The sequence below is a fragment of the Mesorhizobium sp. LNHC221B00 genome (genome assembly GCF_000502935.1).
Classification (GTDB): domain Bacteria; phylum Pseudomonadota; class Alphaproteobacteria; order Rhizobiales; family Rhizobiaceae; genus Mesorhizobium; species Mesorhizobium opportunistum.
The window spans coordinates 165,989-184,820 of sequence record NZ_AYWR01000001.1 but is presented as its reverse complement, the minus strand read 5'-3'; the positions used below and the strand labels follow the sequence as shown (position 1 = coordinate 184,820).

Annotated in this window: 17 protein-coding genes; 9 read left to right on the top strand and 8 right to left on the bottom strand. The window is 63.6% G+C overall.

What is annotated here, in order from left to right; genetic code table 11:
- Positions 1–7: 7 nt before the first annotated feature.
- The 6 genes from X741_RS165320 to X741_RS1000000167820 form a co-directional block, all read right to left on the bottom strand.
- Entirely contained in the window at positions 8–1,867 is a 1,860-nt protein-coding gene (locus tag X741_RS165320; RefSeq protein ID WP_023775849.1) for an ABC transporter ATP-binding protein, read from the bottom strand.
- A complete protein-coding gene (locus tag X741_RS165325; RefSeq protein ID WP_023775848.1) occupies positions 1,860–2,837 on the bottom strand; it encodes an HPr kinase in 978 nt (325 codons plus the stop codon). Before X741_RS165325 ends, X741_RS165320 begins: the two co-directional genes overlap by 8 nt.
- Positions 2,834–4,774 (bottom strand): lasso peptide isopeptide bond-forming cyclase, encoded by a 1,941-nt coding sequence (locus X741_RS165330; RefSeq protein WP_023775847.1) that lies wholly within the window; start codon positions 4,772–4,774, stop codon positions 2,834–2,836. The genes X741_RS165325 and X741_RS165330 overlap by 4 nt, the downstream gene beginning before the upstream one ends.
- A complete protein-coding gene (locus X741_RS165335) occupies positions 4,771–5,124 on the bottom strand; it encodes a lasso peptide biosynthesis B2 protein (protein ID WP_245272619.1) in 354 nt (117 codons plus the stop codon). Before X741_RS165335 ends, X741_RS165330 begins: the two co-directional genes overlap by 4 nt.
- A 148-nt stretch (positions 5,125–5,272) precedes the next feature.
- A complete protein-coding gene (locus X741_RS165340; protein WP_023767508.1) occupies positions 5,273–5,572 on the bottom strand; it encodes a PqqD family protein in 300 nt (99 codons plus the stop codon).
- 153 nt (positions 5,573–5,725) lie between these two features.
- Positions 5,726–5,878, bottom strand: coding sequence for a lasso peptide (locus X741_RS1000000167820; protein WP_010913078.1), 153 nt, complete (start codon positions 5,876–5,878; stop codon positions 5,726–5,728).
- A 517-nt stretch (positions 5,879–6,395) separates the two neighbouring features.
- Between X741_RS1000000167820 and X741_RS165345 the strand changes: the two genes are divergently transcribed.
- From X741_RS165345 to X741_RS165380, 8 genes are all read left to right on the top strand, one after another.
- Positions 6,396–7,520: a nucleotidyltransferase family protein gene (locus tag X741_RS165345; protein ID WP_023775845.1), complete on the top strand. Its 1,125-nt coding sequence runs from the start codon at positions 6,396–6,398 to the stop codon at positions 7,518–7,520.
- Between the two features lie 71 nt (positions 7,521–7,591).
- The gene (locus X741_RS165350; RefSeq protein WP_023775844.1) at positions 7,592–8,614 is read left to right on the top strand and encodes a glycosyltransferase family 2 protein; all 1,023 of its coding nucleotides are present in this window, start codon (positions 7,592–7,594) and stop codon (positions 8,612–8,614) included.
- Between the two features lie 286 nt (positions 8,615–8,900).
- Complete coding sequence (locus X741_RS165355; protein WP_023775843.1) at positions 8,901–9,302, top strand: hypothetical protein; 402 nt, start codon at positions 8,901–8,903, stop codon at positions 9,300–9,302.
- A gap of 148 nt (positions 9,303–9,450) precedes the next feature.
- Entirely contained in the window at positions 9,451–10,323 is an 873-nt protein-coding gene (locus tag X741_RS165360; protein WP_023775842.1) for a family 16 glycosylhydrolase, read from the top strand.
- A gap of 49 nt (positions 10,324–10,372) precedes the next feature.
- Positions 10,373–11,704: a UDP-glucose/GDP-mannose dehydrogenase family protein gene (locus tag X741_RS165365; protein ID WP_023767513.1), complete on the top strand. Its 1,332-nt coding sequence runs from the start codon at positions 10,373–10,375 to the stop codon at positions 11,702–11,704.
- A gap of 76 nt (positions 11,705–11,780) precedes the next feature.
- Complete coding sequence (locus X741_RS165370) at positions 11,781–13,223, top strand: GMC family oxidoreductase (protein WP_023775841.1); 1,443 nt, start codon at positions 11,781–11,783, stop codon at positions 13,221–13,223.
- 13 nt (positions 13,224–13,236) lie between these two features.
- On the top strand, positions 13,237–13,686 hold the full coding sequence (locus X741_RS165375) for a hypothetical protein (RefSeq protein WP_023775840.1): 450 nt from the start codon (positions 13,237–13,239) through the stop codon (positions 13,684–13,686).
- Positions 13,687–13,752: 66 nt separating this feature from the next.
- Positions 13,753–14,832, top strand: coding sequence for a glycosyltransferase (locus tag X741_RS165380; protein ID WP_023767516.1), 1,080 nt, complete (start codon positions 13,753–13,755; stop codon positions 14,830–14,832).
- A 54-nt stretch (positions 14,833–14,886) separates the two neighbouring features.
- On the opposite strand, the gene X741_RS165385 is transcribed toward X741_RS165380, so the two are convergent.
- Together X741_RS165385 and X741_RS165390 are read right to left on the bottom strand one after the other, a co-directional pair.
- Complete coding sequence (locus tag X741_RS165385; protein WP_023775839.1) at positions 14,887–15,909, bottom strand: phosphoribosyltransferase family protein; 1,023 nt, start codon at positions 15,907–15,909, stop codon at positions 14,887–14,889.
- Positions 15,910–15,963: 54 nt separating this feature from the next.
- On the bottom strand, positions 15,964–17,460 hold the full coding sequence (locus tag X741_RS165390) for a lipopolysaccharide biosynthesis protein (RefSeq protein WP_023775838.1): 1,497 nt from the start codon (positions 17,458–17,460) through the stop codon (positions 15,964–15,966).
- 184 nt (positions 17,461–17,644) lie between these two features.
- On the opposite strand from X741_RS165390, the gene X741_RS165395 reads away from it, so the two are divergent.
- On the top strand, positions 17,645–18,817 hold the full coding sequence (locus X741_RS165395) for a glycosyl transferase family 1 (RefSeq protein ID WP_023775837.1): 1,173 nt from the start codon (positions 17,645–17,647) through the stop codon (positions 18,815–18,817).
- The last annotated feature ends 15 nt before the right edge of the window (positions 18,818–18,832 follow it).

The window sequence follows — 18,832 nt, the reverse complement described above, 5'->3', positions numbered from 1 at the left end:
CCCGGCCTCAGGCCACATGGGCCGGTTCGGTCTCCGACTGCTCTCCCGAGAGCATCCTGGACAAACGGCTTGCCGGCTTCGCCTTCAAGCGCTGATACTGCCCGACTTCCACGACACGGCCGTCTTCCATCGCCACCACCCAGTCGGCGAAGGCGATCATCGACGGCCGGTGGGCGATGGTCAGGATCGTCATCGCGCCGCGCAACCCGTCGATCGACCTGGCGATCAGCGACTGGTTCTGCCAGTCGAGCGCGCTGGTCGCCTCGTCGAGGATGAGCAGTGACGGCTTGCGCAGCAGCGCCCGCGCCAGTGCGATGCGCTGGCGCTCGCCGCCCGAAAGCCGCACGCCCCGGTCGCCGACTACCGTATCAAGCCTATGGTCGAGCCGCTCGACGAACTCGCCGGCATGCGCGGCGCGCAGCGCGGTCCACAGATCGTCGTCGCTGGCCTGCGGCGCGGCAAGACGCAGGTTCGCCGCGATCGTATCATGCAGCAGGAACACGTCCTGCGGCACATAAGCCACCTGATCGCGCCATCGGCGTCGATTGGCGGCGTCGATCTCGACGCCGTCGACCAGGATCTTGCCGGCGGTCGGTTCGAGCAGGCCAAGCAGCATGTCGGCGATCGTGCTCTTGCCTGATCCGGAGGGGCCGATCAGGGCGGTGATCTTGCCGGCCGGAAGGCCGAAGGTGATGTCGCTTACCACCGCCTTGCCGGCGCCGTCGTCATAGGCGCCGTCGTCATAGGCGAAGGAAACGCCACGGATGTTCAGCCCCGTATCGAGTGCCAGCTTGCTTGCATCTTCGACCTCCGCATGGCCCGGTTCGCGCTCGGCGTCGAAACGTGCCTGCAGGCTGCGCATTGCCGTGTAGGCGGGCAGGTTGATCAGCACTTGCTGGGCCTGCGTCTGCATGTCCATGAAGCGTGGCGCGATGCGCATGAAAACCAGGAGCAGCACGACGATCTCGGCGAGCGAGAGGTTGAAGCGGACCAGCGCCACATAGATGAACAGGCTCAAGCCGACGACGCTCGCCACTTGGAATACGGCGGTGCCGATCGAGCTGTTGCGGACATAGTCGATGTTGTCGGCCTTCATCTTTTCGAGCGTTGCCTGCAGCTGCGCGAAATAGCTGGCTTCGACGTTCAAGCTCTTGGCCACCTTGATGCCGCCGAGGAATTCCGAGACCGTCCGGTACTGATCCTGGCGATTGCTTGTCAGCACGCGCCCAAAGGCGGTGGCGCGCGAGCGAAACGGCTGCAACGCCACGAACATGACGATGCCGATAGCGATCGCAAACGCCGTCATGACCGGCGAGATGAACATGGAGATCACGAGGTAGCCCACCAGCAGCACGGCGATCTGCACCAGCATCAGCAGCGAGAAAGCGGCCCCCTGGACACGGTCTATGTCGCCGGTCAGGGCGTGGTCGAGATCTGAGCCGCGCATGCGCGAAAACACGCCCCAGCGCGCCTTGCCGATGCTCTCGAACAGGTTCATGCGCAAGCGGTTGATGAAATCGAACAGAAGCCTGGCCATGTAGACCGACTTGAAGCGGTTGAACGCCGCCTGCGCGGCAACAAGCCCGACCAGCGTAACCAGCACCGTCGTCAGCTGCAACGTCCCCGCTGGCACCAGCCAGCGCACGAAATCGATATTCGGCAACCGCACCGCGAAATCCTGGTCGGCGCGCCCGACAAGGTGCAGCAGCGGTACAAGCAGCAGGATGGAGATGCCTTCGGTCAGGCTGCCGAGCACCAGGAACAGCAGCGCCGTCCAGGTCCGCCGGCCGCCGATCTGGGCGATCACGGCGCCGAAGGCGGCGACGTCGCGAAACAGCGACAGACGAAAGACCGATGACCTAGACATCTTCAGCCAGTTCTCTCTCAAGCAGCGCCACAGCCTCGCCGATCCTGTCGAGACCGGCCGGAACTTCCAGCCGGCACACGCCGACATGGTTAGCGATTGCTGAACATTGGCGAAGATGCATCGCCGCGAAGTCGCCGGAGAGCGCGGCGCGGCCGAACCGGGTGACGTAGGAGAATTTGATGATGGCCGGCAAGGCGGCGATGGCGGGCAAGGGCGTCATCGCGGCCCTTTGGCCGCGCTCGAGGACATAGATCCCGGCCGCGGGCACCATGCTGTCGGAAAAGGCGCCGTGCAGGCGATGTTGCATCTTGTCGATCGCCGGATGGACTTGCGGCCGCACCTCGGCTTGCCCAAGCGGGATCGCGGCCGCGGCGTCGGCCGCCAGCTTGATCTGCGGAAAGCCCGGCACGATCATCGGCTGCCCCGGGTTGGTGAGGTCGAGCGCCACGACGTCATCGGTAAGCAGTTCATGACCGGCCCGGATCAGCGCGCTTGCCGTCGTCGATTTGCCGGCGCCCTTGTCGCCCATGAAGATGGCGCCCTTGCCGGCCACCGCGATGGCGCTGGCATGCAGGACGAGCAGGCCGCGCCGATGCAGCAGCAGCGCCATCACCGGCCCGAGCAGCGGGAAGGCAAGCAGCGCGTCGTCGACGCCGGGCGCCGGTTCGACATCGATGCGGCGGCCGCCGCTGATCAGGAACGCGCCGACGGCATGCCATGCCAGATATTGCCGGTCCGGCTCGAAGCGGAAGGTGGTCGCCGCCTGCGGCGAAGGCATTGGCATATCGATTGCGCCGACGGCGATCATTATGTCCGCCGCGGCCGGCTTTACCGGCTCCAGTTCGGGCAACGCCACGTCGGACGCGACCGTCAGCCCATAGGCTCGGTAGAAGTGGCGTTGCCTCTCCGGCATGCCCGCCACGGCGGGATGGTGTGGGGCGAGGGGAAGTGGCCCATTGCGAGGCATCATGCGGCACTCCCGCCCTGTTGCACCTGCCGCAGCCACAGCGACAGCGACGCCGAGCGCCAGACATACTGGACGTCGAGCGGGGCCGCCTGATCCGGCTGGCGCAGCAGCCGCGCATAGGCGGCACTCACCTGGGGCAGGTTGACGTAGGGTGCGATGCGATCCGTGTCCGAAACCAGCAACTGCTCAAGCAGATCACGGTGGTTGCGCACCATGCCGTTGACGAGATTGGCGGTGAAATCGATCTTGTCGCGCCGCCACTGGACCGCCGGCGGCAGGATCCCTTCCATGGCCCGGCGCAGCACGGAGCGGCCAAAGCCGTGGCTGAGCTTCTCCTCGCCCGGCAGCCCCAGGCAGAACTCGACCAGCGGCTTGTCCCAGAACGGATAGCGCGGCTCGACGCCGAAATTGGCGGCGGCTTTGTCGAGAACCTCGAAGGAATGCGGGACATAGCCGTTCGACAGGATCCAGCGGTGGCTCAAGGCGTCGCTGGCCTGGACGCCGCGCGGCATGTACCCGGCCCGGTGAAAACGGTCGATGAGTTCGGTCCGCTTGGCCAGGTCCGGATTGACCAGGTCGCGCCAGCTTCGGCCACGCGTTGGCGTGGACCTGCGTATCTTGTTCAGCGTCCGGTTTGCCAGCTGCCTCAGTTTGGCGATCCGCCAGGCCGGCCCATAGAGGGTCAGGAACTGGAAATATAGGCCGAGCGTGCTGTCGCCATAGGTGTTGGAAGCGCTGCGGATCTCGCGCCAAAGGTCCAGCCATCTGCCGCCATTGGCCAGTTCGTGCAGATGGCCATGGCCCTGCGAGACGACCTCGTCGCCGCCATGGCCGTCGAGCAGCACTTTTATCCCCTTGGGGCCAGCCGTCCTGTAGATGCCGCGGGTCAGCGTCAGGCCCGGCGCCAGGAAGGTGCCTTCCTGCTCCTCCAGCACCCGTTCGAATTCAGCGAAGGGCGCATAGTCGCCGACCGCGATCAGTGTCGGGTCGACCTTCTGCTGGTCGAGCACGGCATCGATGAAGGGGCGTTCGTCCATCGACGACCCTTTCTCGAAGATCAGCGAGAAGGTCGGCAGCCTTGGCTTGCGTTCGGCGGCGTTCCGTAGGCCGGCCACGCAGGCGATCGAGGAGGAATCGAGACCGCCGCTCAGCATCGCGCCTATGGACGATGTCCCCCGCATGCGGTTGCGCACCGATTGCGAGAACAGATGGGCGAATTCCTCCGCCGCATCCGACCGCGGCGGCCGCGAAGACGGCTCGATCTGCCAGTACCGCCGCAGCACCACCTGCCGAGCGCTGACGGTGAGGCTGTGACGGGCCGGCAGGCTGAAAATATCGCTGTAGGGCGTCGACTGCGGGTCGTCGGGAAGCCCGGCCAGGAATCCCGAGATCCGGTGTTCGCTGATGCGCGCGCCGACCCCGTCCAGGCCAAGCATCGGCCCGATCTCGGAGGCAAAGGCAAAGCGCCGGTCCGCCGCGTGGTAGTAGAATGGCTTGACCCCGAAATGGTCACGCGCGCAAAACAACAGCTGCCGTTCGGCATCCCAGATGGCAAAGGCGAAGTCACCTTGCAGATGCTCGGGGCAAGCTTCGCCCCAGCGCAGATAGGTCCGCATCAGCAACACCGCGTCGGCGACCGAGCTGTCCCGTATGCCGAGCCTGGCGAGCAGTTCGTCGCGGTTGTCCAGCCGGCAATCGGCGGTGATGGCCAGCTTGCCGCCAGCCATGGTCAGCGGGCCGGGGCCGGCTTCATCCAATGTGTTGAGCCAGGCGTGGCCAAGGGCAATGCCGGCGTCCAGCCACCACGAGCTGCCGTCGGGGCCGCGATGGCGCATGCGTGCCAGCATCTGCTGGATGTCGGTCGCCGCGTCCGCCGGCGCGGATCCGCGGGCCGCGAGTGCGTGTTCCTGTCGCAGCAGGATTCCGGCCACGCCGCTCATCGGCTGCCATGATCGACCAGATGGGCGAAACCATCGACGGATCCGCCGAGCACGATATGGTTGTCGCTGATCAGCCAGGCATGCGCTTTCAACTGTTCGCCCGTGCCGCGTTCGACACCGATGCGGATATTCGAGGCATTGCCTTGGCGCGCGAGAATGTATTGGCCCGAAAGCGCCTGGGTGAGGCACGTGGCGCGCGGCACGAACCGTGCCGCCGCGGCAACCCCCCAGGCGACGAGCCGCAACTCGCCCATGCTGGCGCACTGGTGCGCGTTGAGCCGGGTCACCATGGCGCGAACACGGTTGTACGAGAACAATGTCAGCCCCAGCCGGACAACCGCGACCACCACCAGGCATTGGCAAAGGAAAAGCGCTTCCGAGCCGCTCAGTGAGAGGATTCCGGTTAGGCTCCGCCTGCCGGGCCGACTTTTCGCCTGCCTGGGGCTCTTTTCCGTCGCAGGTCTTTGCCGCGAAACCATGGCCTTTTGCGAAACCTGCCTAGACAAGTGCCTCATGCTGCAGCCTCGCAAGCCCGTTTTCGGCCAGCCCCTTCAGCAATGCGTCGACGTCGGCCTTGCAGCGCTCGGCGTCGACATTATAGGACGCAAGCACGGCGCTACGGATATCGGCGATCGACTTCGGCTCCTGGATCAACTCCCAGATGAACGCGCCGACGCCGTTGAGGCTGTAATAAATATTGGATTTCAGATTGAGAAGCGCGAGGCCGTCGCCGAATTCGCAAGCCACGGCATCTTTGGTGGCACTTATGCAATCGTGGTCTGATGGGTTCCAGTTCATCCTAAAACCTCGTTTGCAACACACGGTCTACACATCGTCGCTTCAAAAGCGGAAAGGCTCCAAAAGCGGAAAGTCGGGGATTTTCATCCCCGGCTCCATTTATGGTCTTGAATCCCAGAGGCCCAACGTAACTCCTCCAGGATCAGCCTAGTCTCACGAGAACGTCAGGTCGCCGATCGGGGTGTGCGCGGGAAACGATGCGTCGATCGCCGTGCTGCCCCCGCCGCCCTGAGTGATGGTTTCAATCGAACCATGCACCGTCAAGCTTGGCGTTTCATACTCATGCTTTTCAACATTCTGTTCCATTTTACTCTCCAATGAGGACTGGAAACGGCCTGTCGAGTGCCGTCAGCACTTGCATGCTGCGATGCAATAGCTGCATAGCAACATTTATGAGTCAAGCCTGATTTACCTCTGGTTAATCAATTACGGGTTGCGGACGTCACCATGTATGTGTGGGATGCTCAAAATCTCGCCGCATTCGGGGTAAAACCAAGTGCGGTCTGGTCTTGTTGCTGACGATTCTTTAAGCAATTGATTTTGCTTGTATAAAACATCTACGCTGCCGCTGCTTTTTTAGGCGGCGCTAAAAGATGAATTTAATTTAGCCGATCCAGGTTGATGTCGGCTGGAATGCTTCGGCATGAGCGGAATTCCAACCGGGTATTTCCACCACTTTCGCGGAACGCCGGTAAACGTTCTGGTTGCAAAATTCCGCACTGCGAAAGGAAAGACTTTACGGCGCCGAGGTTTTTGAGGATGCTTTGCTTCGCACCTGCAGCATACCTATCGCGCGAACCGCTTTTTGGAGACTGTGCGCTCAATGGCCTTGCCGGAAAGCTCTTATGAACGACTGCGCGCCGCCGATTGCGCCGACGAGGTCGCCTATGTGCAGGCCTGCCTGCGGTTGTATTTCGCGAGGCCGGCCGCCGGCAAAGTCTCGACGCCCGGTCTTTCAGATGCCGTCGTCGCCGACATCGCTAGGCTGAACAAGGTTGCCATCTTTGTCCTGAAGGCGCTGTCGCGTGCGCCGGCCGGCGAAAGGCCGGCTGAGCTCTTCCAGTGGCTCGACACCTATCGCAGGCGCACGGTCTCGATGAACGCCGCCTGCCTGATGGACTCGATGACGATCCATGAGGCGCTGCGCGACAGGCAGATCGATTTCGTCTTCCTGAAGGGGCCGTTCCAGCAGCATCTGCTCTACGACGACCATTTCATGAAGCCTTCGGGCGATGTCGACATCCTGGTTTCTCCCGCCGGCTTTTTTAGGGCGCGCGACGCACTGCGCTCGATCGGCTACGAGGTGTCGGGCAAGTCCCGCTCGGTCTGGTGGGTGCGTTTCCTCGGCGAACAGCACATGATTCGCGGCAACGGGCCAAAATCGTCCACGGTCGACCTTCACTATCGCCTGCAGCAGCCCGGTTCGCCCAGTCCACGCGACGCCGACGGGTTCCTGCGGCGCAAACGGCTGGTCGAGATTGGCGGCACTGAGGTGCCGTTCACATCGGTCGCCGACACGCTGATGCTGTCCTGCATCAGCGTCGCCAAGGCCCTGTTCAACCGCGAACCCTGCGCTGGCTATGTCTGCGATATCAGGGCCAGCGCCAATCGTCTCGACGAGGCCGATCAGCAGCGTCTGCTCGACGCGGCGGTGAGCCAGGGGCTGGACGATACGCTGCTGCTCGGCCTGCGCGCCGCCGACGTTCTGCTGGGCGGCACCGGCACGCTTTTGTCGGAGCGCGCCAAGCCGATCCTGTCGCGCATCGGCAATGAGGATCTGCTCAGCATGGTCATCGCGCCTTGGCTGTCGTCGCTGCGATGGCCGCAACGGCGAACGGTGTTGTGGGAATTATGCGGCCGTGCTCCCGTCCGCTACCTGGCCGAGGCCGGCTGGGCGGCGTCGGCGGACATCAGTCGCCGCATCTTCGAACGGCCGGCCAGTCCGTGATGGTGGTGCTGTCGGAAATCGAATGCGTACAGGGCGAGGGCAGATCGGAACCTGTGCAAGAGGCTAAACCCATGTCGATGACGAAATCCGAGGTCTGCGTGATCATCGCGGCCAAAAACGCGGCACGCACGATCGCGGTCGCCATCGCGTCCGCGTTGCGCGAACCGGAAGTGGTGGAGGTCGTCGTCGTCGACGACGGCTCCACCGACAACACGGCCGAGGTCGCCGTGTCCGCCGACGACGGCAGCGGCCGGCTCATGGTGATGCGCCTCGACGTCAATAGGGGCCCTTCCTTTGCCCGCAACGCCGCGATCGCCGGCTCGAAAGCGCCGTTCATCGCCATTCTGGACGCCGACGACTTCTTCCTGGAGGGCAGGTTCCGCAACCTGTTTGCCGACGCCGACTGGGATTTCGCGGCCGACAACATCATGCTGATCAGGGATGACGCGACGAAGGATGCGACGACAATTGTCGCGCCGGATTTCGCGGCGGAGCCGGAATTCCTCGATTTCGAGCGCTTCGTCGAGGGCAACATCTCCAGACGCCGCGTTCAAAGAGGTGAACTGGGCTTCCTCAAGCCGGTGATCAGCCGTGCCTTCCTCGACCGCCACGGGTTGCGCTATGACGAAACCCTGCGCCTGGGCGAGGACTACGAGCTCTACGCGCGCGCGGTCGCTCACGGCGCACGGTTCAAGGTCATCCGCTCCTGCGGCTACGGCGCCATCGTGCGCGCCGATTCGCTCAGCGGCCGCCACAAGACGCAGGATCTGAAGCGGCTGGCCGACGCCGATCTGGCGTTGCTGGCTATCGACGGCCTGCCGGAAGGCGCCAAAGCGGTGCTGCGGCGGCATGAGCGGCACGTGCGCGACAAATACCGGCTGCGCAATTTTCTCGACGTGAAGGCCGAGCGTGGGCTGGCTTCGGCCGCGGCCTATGCCTTCGCGAGTCAATCCAACCTCGTTCCCATCGTCCAGGGCGTGGCGTCCGACAAGCTCGAGGCGCTGTTTCGCCGCGTCGGCCTCATGTCCGGCCAAAGGCATATGCCGCCGCTGCGTTTCCTGATGGCCGGAACCAGCACGGGCAAGGCGCGGTAAGGCGCGGAAATGTCCGGATTATCCATGGACAGCGGTCTCGTCACGCGAACCATTTCCTTCGGATTTATGAGTTTACGAATTGGGTGGTTGCCTCGCGGCTCCGGGAATGGCAGTCTATGTTGCGCTGCAGCAAATTGGACGACCAGCCGAACTGGCCCCCGATCGGATTGGTCTGAAGTCTCTCCCCTCAGAGGAGCAGGACGATACGGTACGAGTTTTTTCAGCCCCGGCGCGGGGATCGGCCAAGAGCCCGACCCGAAAGCCGGCGATGACAGGAATTTAGTTCATGGCCTCGATATTCGGCTTCAGATCAAGGGATCCGGCCCGAGACCGGCAGACCGACATCGCGCGCCTCGACCGGCTGGCGAAACTGTTCGAGCAGATCGCCGCCGAGATCGAGGCCGAGAGGACCGGCCTGGAGATCCGCTATCGCAAGACATCGACCAATGCGGCCTTCCTTGTTGAAGCCATGGAAAACGATCCCGCTTCCGATCGTCGCTCCTTCGAAGTCAGCGCGCTGACGACGTCGATCCTGAATTGCGAGCGCCGCATCGCGGCGCTGTCGCGCCAGGACGGCATGATGAAGGATCTCCGCCATGCGCTGGATATGGTTTTCGACGAAAGTGGCGCGCCCGATCCGGCCGCCATGGTCGAATTCACCAAGCCGGCGGGCGCCGGCCGAGGGTGAAGGTGAAGGTGCGGGACTGTTGCGGAAGACGTGATTCGAGACGGCAAAAGGAGTTGGAGAGGGTCAAGAAGGCCGAGGTTGGCCCGTTTGGAAGTGGTTCGAACGTCGACTTTGGGTTGGGGACGCACAGCACAAAGGTGAGTTTGGTATGAATTCGGATCCGAAGACTACGTCCAAGGCGGCAATTGGTGCGCATCAGGCAGAGCAAGGCGGCTGGGGGCGAATGGCTTGGCTCGGTGCTTCTTTGCTGCTGGTTGCTCTTGGCAGCTTGTCGACAGTTCCTTCCCACGCGCAGGACATCCAGTCCTCGCCGTCGTTCGTCGACGATTTCAAGAGTTTAGATCGCTCGCGCTGGTACGTGTCCGACGGGTGGACGAACGGCAGCCATCAGAATTGCACCTGGTCGAAGGGGCAGGTCAGCCTGTCGGAGGGAACGCTGTCGCTGGGCTTCGAGAAGCAGAAGACCAAGGATCGCGAATTCGCCTGCGGCGAGATCCAGACCAAGCAGCGCTTCGGCTATGGCACCTATGAGGCGCGCATGAAGACCGACGCCGCTCCCGGCCTCAACGCGGCGTTCTTTTCCTATATCGGCCCGTCCGACAAGCAGCCTTGGGACGAGATCGATTTCGAGATCCTGACCAAGGACACCTCCAAGGTGCAGGTCAACGCCTATATCGCCGGCAAGGGCAAGAACGAGAAGCTGGTCGAGGTACCCGGCGGCACCGACAAGGCTTTCAACGATTACGCCTTCGTCTGGGAGAAGGACAGCTTGCGCTGGTACGTCAACGGCCAGCTGGTGAATACCATCACCGATCCGGCGAAGCTGCCCTCTCACGCGCAGAAGATATTCTTCAGCCTTTGGGGCAGCGACACCATGAAAGGCTGGATGGGCGCGTTCGCGGATCCTGGCCGTAAACTTTCGCTGCAGATCGAGCGGGTTGCCTTCACCGCGCTCGGCGAACCCTGCCAGTTTCCGGAATCGCTCGTATGCAGCGTAAAAGAGTTGGGAAAGACGAATTGAACCGGCCGGATCGAAAACAGTCCGCCGCCATGGACAGGAATGAAACCGAATGAACTTGACGGTGTTTGGAATTGGCTATGTCGGCCTGGTGCAGGCGGCGGTGCTTGCCGAGGTCGGGCACCAGGTGGTTTGCGTCGACGTCGACGCAAACAAGGTCGAGCGGCTCAACCAGGGCCTGGTCCCGATCTTCGAGCCGGGCCTCGAAAGCATCGTCAAGGAAAACCACGCAGCCGGCCGCATCAAATTCACCACCGATGCCGCCGCCGCCGTCAGGCATGGTGAAATCCAGATGATCGCGGTCGGCACGCCGCCCGGCGAGGATGGCTCGGCCGACCTCAAATATGTGCTGGCGGTCGCCGAGACCATCGGCCGTGAAATGGAGACGCCCAAGATCGTCGTCGGCAAATCGACGGTGCCGGTCGGCACCTGCGAAAAGGTCAAGGCCAGGATCGCCGAGACGCTGAAGAAAAGGGGCCGCGAGGACCTGGCGTTCGACGTCGCTTCCAACCCGGAATTCCTCAAGGAGGGCTCCGCCGTCGCCGACTGCATGAAGCCCGACCGCATCATCGTCGGCACCAATAGCGAGGCCACCGAGGCGGTGATGCGCGAGCTCTACGCACCGTTCAACCGCAACCACGAGAAGATGATCGTGATGGACGTGCGCAGCGCTGAATTCACGAAATACGCCGCCAACTGCATGCTGGCGACCAAGATCAGCTTCATGAACGAGATGGCCAATCTGGCCGAGCAGCTGGGCGCAGACATAGAGGAGGTGCGCAAGGGCATCGGCAGCGATCCGCGCATCGGCTACCACTTCATCTATCCGGGCCTCGGCTATGGCGGCTCGTGCTTCCCCAAGGACGTCCGCGCCCTGATCAAGACCGCCGAAGGCGTCAAGTTCGACGCCAAGCTGCTGCGCGCCGTCGAGGAGCGCAACAACGATCAGAAGTCCGTGCTGTTCGACAAGGTGAACCGCTACTTCAAGGGCAATCTCAAGGGCAAGACCTTCGCCTTGTGGGGCCTGGCCTTCAAGCCCAACACCGACGACATGCGCGAGGCGCCGGCCCGCACGCTGATGGAAGCGCTATGGCAGGCCGGCGCCAGCGTGCAGGCCTACGACCCGGAAGCGATGCAGGAATGCCAGGCCATCTACGGGCTGCGCGATGATTTGCTTTTGTGCGGTACCAAGGAGGCGGCCCTGCGCGGCGCCGATGCGCTGCTGATCGCGACCGAATGGAAGAGCTTTCGCGCGCCGTCCTTCGACGCGGTCAAGGATGCGCTGACCACGCCGGTCATCTTCGACGGCCGCAACCTCTATGACCCCAAGGTCATCGCGCGCCACGGCATCGAATATCACTCGATCGGCAGAATGGCGGCGTGAGAGCGGGCACCGGCAAGCCCGAAACGGATGGGATGGCCAGGATGAACGCGCCGGACGCGGAAAGGATGAACAGCTGATGGTGCTGGACGTAAAACCGGAGCAAATCACCAAGGACCATTTCGATCTTGTCGCGATCGGTTCCGGCTTCGGTTCGGCCTTCTTCCTGCATGAGTTCGCCAAGCGCCGCAAGGCACGCATCCTGGTGCTGGAATGGGGCCGTCACAACACCCATGAGTGGCAGCTCAACCAGAACGCCAACACCGACATCGATGACGAGACGACCTACAAGACCAACTCGGACAAGCCGTGGAACTACACCATCGGGCTGGGTGGCGGCACCAACTGCTGGTTCGCGCAGACGCCAAGGTTCCATCCCAACGACTTCAGGCTGAAAAGCACCTACGGCATCGGCAACGACTGGCCGATCAGCTATGACGACGTCGAGCCGTTCTATTGCGACGCCGAAGACATCATGTCGATCTCGGGTGATCCAGACATGGCGGCGATGCTGCCGCGTTCGAAGCCGTTTCCGCAGCCGCCGCATCGCATGTCGACGCCGGACAAGATGATGAAGGCGGCCCAGCCCGGCCAGCACTTCGTCATGCCCACCGCCCGCGCCCGGGTGCCGACGTCGCAACGCACCTCGTGCTGCGCCAATTTGCGCTGCTGGCTGTGCCCGGTCGACGCCAAGTTCACCGCCAACAACGGCCTGATGCATGTCTTCGAGCATCCCGACATTTCGGTCTGCCTCGGCTCCGAAGTGCGGCGGCTCGACCATGTCGGCGGCACGGTCCGTTCGGTGACCTTCGTTCACGACGGCAAGGAATACCAGGTCAGCGGCGACCTTTTCATTCTCGGCGCCAATGCCATCCAGAGTGCGGCGATCATGCTGCGATCGGGCCTCGGAGACGAATTCGTCGGGCGCGGCCTGCACGAATCCTACGGCTGGAACTTCGAGGTCTATCTCGACGGCGTCGACAATTTCGACGGCAGCACCATCACCACCGGCCTGAATTTCGGCCTCTATGATGGACCGCACCGATCCGAGCACGCCGCGGCGCTGGTGTATTTCGAGAACCGCTGGCAGCACGGGATGCGCGCCGAAAAGGGGCGGCTGCGGCAGGCGCTGCCGCTTGTCGTGGTCACCGAGAACCTGCTCGATCACGAGAATTTCGTCACCCTCGACGAGGACGACAATGCCTTCGTAAGCTTCAAGGCACCGTCGGATTATGCGGTCAAGGGCATGGCGCGGGCGCTGGAGAAATTGCCGGGGCTGCTTGCCCCGCTGCCCGTCGAAGGGCTCTTCGACCGCGGCATCCGGCCGACCGAATCGCATGTCCAGGGCACGTTGAGGATGGGCACCGGCCCGGCCGATTCGGTTGTCGATAGCGGCATGATCCATCACCGGCTGCGGAACCTGGTTGTCGTCGGCACCAGCACCTATCCGAGCTGTTCCTGCGCCAACCCGAGCCTGACCGCGGCGGCGCTGTCCTTGCGGGCGGCGGGCCGGATCGCATGAGAGGAGCGATCAGATGATTGAAGTCTCACGACGTTCGGCGCTGGCAATCGTGGCCGGGGGCGTGGTGTCGACAGGTGTCGCCTATGCCGCCGTCTCCTCGTTCTCCGACGAGGACCTGGTTCGTGTCACGCTCGAGAAATACCTCGGCCGGCTGAACATGCGCATCGAGCATCTGCAGCAGTTCGCGCTGGAGTTTCGCAACCGCAACCCGTGGATATTCCCGAGTTCGAAGCTCAGTGACGCGGTCACGCTGGTCGAGGAGCTCAAATTGGGTGCCGTCCGCCGCCTGCTGCCCCAGGAGAAGCGGGAAGATCTGACACATTTCGACCGCTGGGTCGTCGCCGAATTCCATATGCTGACGGACTACGCATGGCGCAGTTCGCCTGACGATCCGATCCGGTTTACCGGCTGGCAATCCTGCACCAATCCGTTCGCGAACCTGGAGCCACCGAAGCTTGCATGACGTCGAATGCGAGGCGCCGTCGGTTGCCTCGGAACGAAATACGAAATGCGACAAGGAGCCGATCCCATGAAAGTCCTTTTTGCAGGCGGCAATGGCTACACCCCCGAATTCAGCGGTGGCGTCCAGTCGAGCACGCATCATCTGGCTGAACAGCTGATCGAGAACGGGCACGAGGCCTCGGTGCTTGCCGCCCTGTTCGGCGACGGCGTCTTTGGCTTCAAGGCGCGCGCCAAGATGAAGCTCTTGCGCCAGCCCGCCGTCGTCGACAGCTTCCCCGGCTACCCGGTGGTCCGGGCCTGGTTCCCCTGGGAGGCGGCAAGCTTTGCCGTCGACCGGATGAAGCCGGATGTGGCGGTGGTCCAGTGTCACAAGTCGGTGCCGATCGGCAAGGCGCTGCAGGCCAAGGGGGTGCCGCTGGTCGTCTATCTCCGCAATGTCGAGTTCCACGAGCTGGGCGGCGACCTGCGCGAATTGCGCTCCGCGCTCTACATCGCCAATTCCGAATTCACCGCGCGCACCTACCGCAGGGAGTTCGGCATCGAGACGACGGTGATCCCGCCAACCATCAACCCGACGCACTACAGCACGCCGACGACGGGCCAGTTCGTGACCCTGATCAACCCCTATGAGGAAAAGGGCTTCGAGCTTGCGGTGCGTCTTGCCGGCGCCTGCCCCGAAATCCCGTTCCTGTTCGTCGAAAGCTGGAAGCTGGACGACGACCATCGGGCACGCATCGAAGAGACGATCGCGCCGCTCGGCAATGTCACGCTGGAGAGCCGCACCAGCGACATGAAGACGGTCTATGGCCGCACCCGGATCCTGCTGGCGCCCAGCAAATGGGAAGAGGCCTGGGGCCGCGTCGCCTCGGAGGCCCATTGCAGCGGCATCCCGGTCGTCGGCTCGCGGCGCGGCGGCCTGCCTGAGGCGATCGGACCTGGCGGCGTGGTGCTCGACTACGACTCTCCGCTCGTCGACTGGGTCGCGGCCGTCAGGCGGTTGTGGAACGACAACCAGGAATATGAGCGGGTCTCCAGTCTCGCGCGCAGTTTCGCGGCGCGCCCGGAACTCGATCCCGATCGCCAGTTCGTCACCTTCTTTTCGATATTGGACAAGGCGATCCAGCAGCGCGCGCTCCAAGCCGCCTGACTAAATTAGGCCGCCTGAAAAGGCACTCCGCCGCGCACCAGATGGCGATGCTGGTCAGGCCGGACGCTTGACCCGGCTCTTCAGCGTCTCGTAGCCGCGGGCGCCAAGCAGGGCGCGGGCGAGGGCCTTGGCGACGCCCTTGCGTCCTTCCTGCGAATTGACCTGCCGCAGCCTCGCCGGCAGGTTGCGCGCCACCTGGCCGAGCGCCGGCAGCGACAGCGCATCGGGAAAGCTCACAATGTGCGTTTCGACGCACAATACCGGCTTGCCTGACAGCTCCGTGATCTTCAGCGCCTGCGCATGCTCGCTTTCGATGAACAGCATGGCGTCGGATTTGCGATAGAAATCGGCCTTGAAACTGCCATGCGCGCCAAGCCGTTGCCGCTCTGCCTTGCTCGGCAGATCGAGCATGATCAACTGGTCGTACTGAATACCGTTCTTCGCCAGCCATGCCTCGGTCAGCGCGCGGTATTTCTCCAGCCGGCTGGTGACCAGCCAGCCGATCCTGTGGGTCGGGGCATGAAGCGGCCGTGCCTCGCTGAGGAATTTCTCGTAGGCCGGGCCGTCGTCGTTTTCCGCTTCGGTCGGGTCGAGGCACAGCACCCCGTCTATGTCGACGCAGCATTGCGCCAGAAATTTGTGGTGCATGAAGTTCCACTGGAACATGCGCGGATGCGGCACCACCTCCAAGACGATATCGGTCTCCTGATGCTGTGGCTGCAGGCCGAACACGGCGGCAAAGGTGTACTCGGCCTCGATGCCGGCGGCCTGAATGCGGGCGCGGGCGTCGCGCATGGCATTGCCGCCGGAAACGCTGTCGTCGATCACCAGCACCTTGCGCATGTCCGAGACCTTGCGGTCGAGCGCGGCGCGGCGCTTGGTGATGCCCGACGTGTAGACGCGTCCGTCCAGGAAAGAATCCAAATCGGTCATCGGAATGTTCGCCGCTAGGCTGACCAGGGTCGCCGCCAGAACGCCGCTTCTTGGAACGCCGACCACCAGGTCGATGTCGCGCGGCAGCCGGTGAAGGTTGCTGACGATGGCGTCGTTCATGTCGGAGATCGAACGGTAGTGCATGGATCGGACCTGATGCTTGGGTGGATATGGAGATAGCGGTCGAAAGCGCCGAAATTATTGCGCCTGGCGTGGTGCCGCCGCTGGCGGCCTTGCCGGCAGCATTTTCCCGGCTTCGCGCAAGGCCTCGCGACCGGCTGCGAACGCCAACGCGACAATGATGGTGATGGCGTAGGCGAGGATGGCGCCGCCGGCCAGGGCAATGACAGGCTGCTGCGGCAGCAGCGGCTTGGCCAGCCAGACCGCCGCCAGCGCCAGATGCGCGCCGAGTACGAAGGGCGTTGCCGCGCGCAGCACATGGCTGGCCCGCAACGGCCCGCTCCTGCCGACATAGAGCCACAGGAACGGCGTGCGCAGATATTCGCTGGCCGCATAGGCGATGGCCACGCCGAGCGCGCCGTAGGGCAGGCCGAGCGCGAAGGCGAGCACCGACGTCACCGCAGTGATGATGCCCCAGCGCATGAAGTCGCCGGAGCGGCCCTGGCTGACGAAGAGCCATCCCGCCGGGTTGTTGAGCGGCTGCAGCAGGCCGGCAAAGCCGAGCGCCAGGAAGATCGAGGCACTCGCCCGCCACTGCTCGCCGAGCACGAAGGGGATCAGCACGTCCGACATCGCGGTGGCGAAGGCGACGCCGGGCAGCGCCACCAAAAGGATCAGCGGCATGACGCGCAGATAGGCGCTGCGGTAGCGGTCTGGCTCGTCCTTCAGCCTGGAGAGCGCTGGCACCATGACCTTGGACAGCGGATTGGTGATCTGGCTGAGCGGGAACAAAAGCAGCTTGTAGGCGCGGTCGTAAAGGCCGAGCTGGGCCTCGCCCCAATATTTGCCGATCAGCACGTTGTCGAGGTTGCGGGCGAAGAAATTGGCGAAGTTGAAGCCGGTGATGCCGGCGCCGAAATTGATCAGTTCGCCGATGCCGGCGACCTTGCGCGGCAGGCCGGGCCGCCAGCGTGAGCTTGCCCAGTAGCACAGCGTCGGCAGCACGGCGCCGGTCAGCGTGCCGGCAAACAGCGCCCAGTAGGAGCGGTCGATGAAGGTCCAGCCGATCGATACCGCCAGACCCGCGACGGCGCTGGCGACATCGATGATCGCCAGGCGTCCGAACTGCATGCGCCGCGTCAGAAGCGCCAGATGCTGGGCGCCGAGCCCATAGGCCATGATCTGCAGGCCGAGGGCGGCCACCAGGCCGGCCACGCGCGGCTCGCCGTAGAAGGCGGCGACCAGCGGTGCGGCGCCCGCGAGCACGCAGGCCAGGATGGCGCTGACGGCGACGTTGATCCAGAAGAGGTAGTTCACCTCCTCATGCCGGATGCCCGACTTCTGGATCGTCGCCTGAGTCAGGCCGAAATCCTGGAACAGGGCGATGAAGGCCAGCACCGGCGCGCACATCGCCACGACGCCGAAATCCTGCGGCGACAGGAGCCGCGACAGCACGATGACGGATATGATCTGTGTCGCGACCCGCACCGATTGCGACATGGCGGTCACGACCGCGCCACGGCCGACCGATTTGCGCAACGAGCCTTCTGGCGGGTCGAATGGATTGGCTTCCAAATTCAGGATTCCTGATCTTTGCGCGGATTCCGGAGCCCGAAATCCACAACCGCCGCCGACCCCAAACTACGGCAATAATTTTGCAGTGCAACAGAAAATGTCCCTCTCCGCGCCAAAAATGTTGCGATGCAGCAAGAGCTGTACTAGCATTCCCTTGGGTGGGTCAAACAGCGGTCGAGTTTTCATGCTGCATGTCTTGTACCTGGTGCACGATGTTTCCGATCCGGCGGTCCGCCGACGGATCACGATGCTCCGGACAGGCGGCGCCCGGGTCACTTTGGCGGGTTTCCGCCGCACCGCGACCCCGATCGCCGACATCGAAGGATTGCGGCCGATCGACCTTGGCGCGACGCGCGACGGCCGATTCGCCCAGCGCCTGGCGGCGGTGGCGAAAGCGGCGGTTTCTCTTCGGGCGAAGCTGAGCGGCACGCCGAGACCCGATCTGATCATCGCGCGCAACCTGGAAATGCTGGCGCTTGCCGGTCGTGCCAGATCGGCCTTCGGTGCCACGGTCCCGATCGTCTATGAATGCCTCGACATCCATCGCCTGGTGCTTCGCAACGATGTCCTGGGCAAGGCGTTGCGCGCCACGGAGCGCCATCTGGCGCGGGACGTGAAGCTGCTGGTGACCAGTTCGCCGGCCTTCATCGCCAATTACTTCAAGCCCTTCCGCCAGGTCGCCGCACCCGTCGAACTGGTCGAGAACAAGTATTTCGAGACGGCGGCGATTTTGCCCGGCGCACGTCAGGTGGCGGAAACGCCTGCCGCGCCGCCATGGCGAATCGGCTGGTTCGGAGCGCTGCGCTGCCGCCGCTCGCTCGAACTGCTGGCCGATTTCACGCGCCGTATGGACGGACGCTTCGAGGTCGTGCTACGCGGCCGCCCGGCTCTGTCCGAATTCCCGGATTTCCATGCTTTCGTCGAAGCCGAACCGTATCTGTCGTTTCGCGGCCCCTACCGAAATCCGGAGGACATGGCGTCGATCTACCAGGACGTCCATTTCTCCTGGGCGATCGATTTCTTCGAAGAGGGGCAGAATTCGGAATGGCTGCTGCCCAACCGCCTCTATGAAGGCTGCCGCTTCGGCGCGGTGCCGATCTCGATGGGCCACACAGAGACGGGACGGTTCCTCAGCCAGCAGGACATCGGCATCCTTTTGCCGCAAGCCACGCCCGATGCGCTCGAAAGCGCGATCGGCAAGATGGAGGAGCACCGCTTCGACAGGCTGAAAGCCCGCGTGCTGTCCCAAAATCCGAGGATGTGGAGCTACGATCGCAGCGACTGCAGGGCACTGGTCGAAAAACTGCGCCGTCTGACCATCGTGCGCGAACCCCTCGCGGCCGAAGCCCTGGCATAGGATGGACCTCGCCCG

What these genes read in the sequence shown, in the direction of transcription:
- X741_RS165320 (WP_023775849.1), bottom strand. Translation starts at nt 1,867, where the DNA reads ATGTCTAGGTCATCGGTCTTTCGTCTGTCGCTGTTTCGCGACGTCGCC.
- X741_RS165325 (WP_023775848.1), bottom strand. Translation starts at nt 2,837, where the DNA reads ATGATGCCTCGCAATGGGCCACTTCCCCTCGCCCCACACCATCCCGCC.
- X741_RS165330 (WP_023775847.1), bottom strand. Translation starts at nt 4,774, where the DNA reads ATGAGCGGCGTGGCCGGAATCCTGCTGCGACAGGAACACGCACTCGCG.
- X741_RS165340 (WP_023767508.1), bottom strand. Translation starts at nt 5,572, where the DNA reads ATGAACTGGAACCCATCAGACCACGATTGCATAAGTGCCACCAAAGAT.
- X741_RS1000000167820 (WP_010913078.1), bottom strand. Translation starts at nt 5,878, where the DNA reads ATGGAACAGAATGTTGAAAAGCATGAGTATGAAACGCCAAGCTTGACG.
- X741_RS165345 (WP_023775845.1), top strand. Translation starts at nt 6,396, where the DNA reads ATGGCCTTGCCGGAAAGCTCTTATGAACGACTGCGCGCCGCCGATTGC.
- X741_RS165350 (WP_023775844.1), top strand. Translation starts at nt 7,592, where the DNA reads ATGTCGATGACGAAATCCGAGGTCTGCGTGATCATCGCGGCCAAAAAC.
- X741_RS165355 (WP_023775843.1), top strand. Translation starts at nt 8,901, where the DNA reads ATGGCCTCGATATTCGGCTTCAGATCAAGGGATCCGGCCCGAGACCGG.
- X741_RS165360 (WP_023775842.1), top strand. Translation starts at nt 9,451, where the DNA reads ATGAATTCGGATCCGAAGACTACGTCCAAGGCGGCAATTGGTGCGCAT.
- X741_RS165365 (WP_023767513.1), top strand. Translation starts at nt 10,373, where the DNA reads ATGAACTTGACGGTGTTTGGAATTGGCTATGTCGGCCTGGTGCAGGCG.
- X741_RS165370 (WP_023775841.1), top strand. Translation starts at nt 11,781, where the DNA reads ATGGTGCTGGACGTAAAACCGGAGCAAATCACCAAGGACCATTTCGAT.
- X741_RS165375 (WP_023775840.1), top strand. Translation starts at nt 13,237, where the DNA reads ATGATTGAAGTCTCACGACGTTCGGCGCTGGCAATCGTGGCCGGGGGC.
- X741_RS165380 (WP_023767516.1), top strand. Translation starts at nt 13,753, where the DNA reads ATGAAAGTCCTTTTTGCAGGCGGCAATGGCTACACCCCCGAATTCAGC.
- X741_RS165385 (WP_023775839.1), bottom strand. Translation starts at nt 15,909, where the DNA reads ATGCACTACCGTTCGATCTCCGACATGAACGACGCCATCGTCAGCAAC.
- X741_RS165395 (WP_023775837.1), top strand. Translation starts at nt 17,645, where the DNA reads ATGCTGCATGTCTTGTACCTGGTGCACGATGTTTCCGATCCGGCGGTC.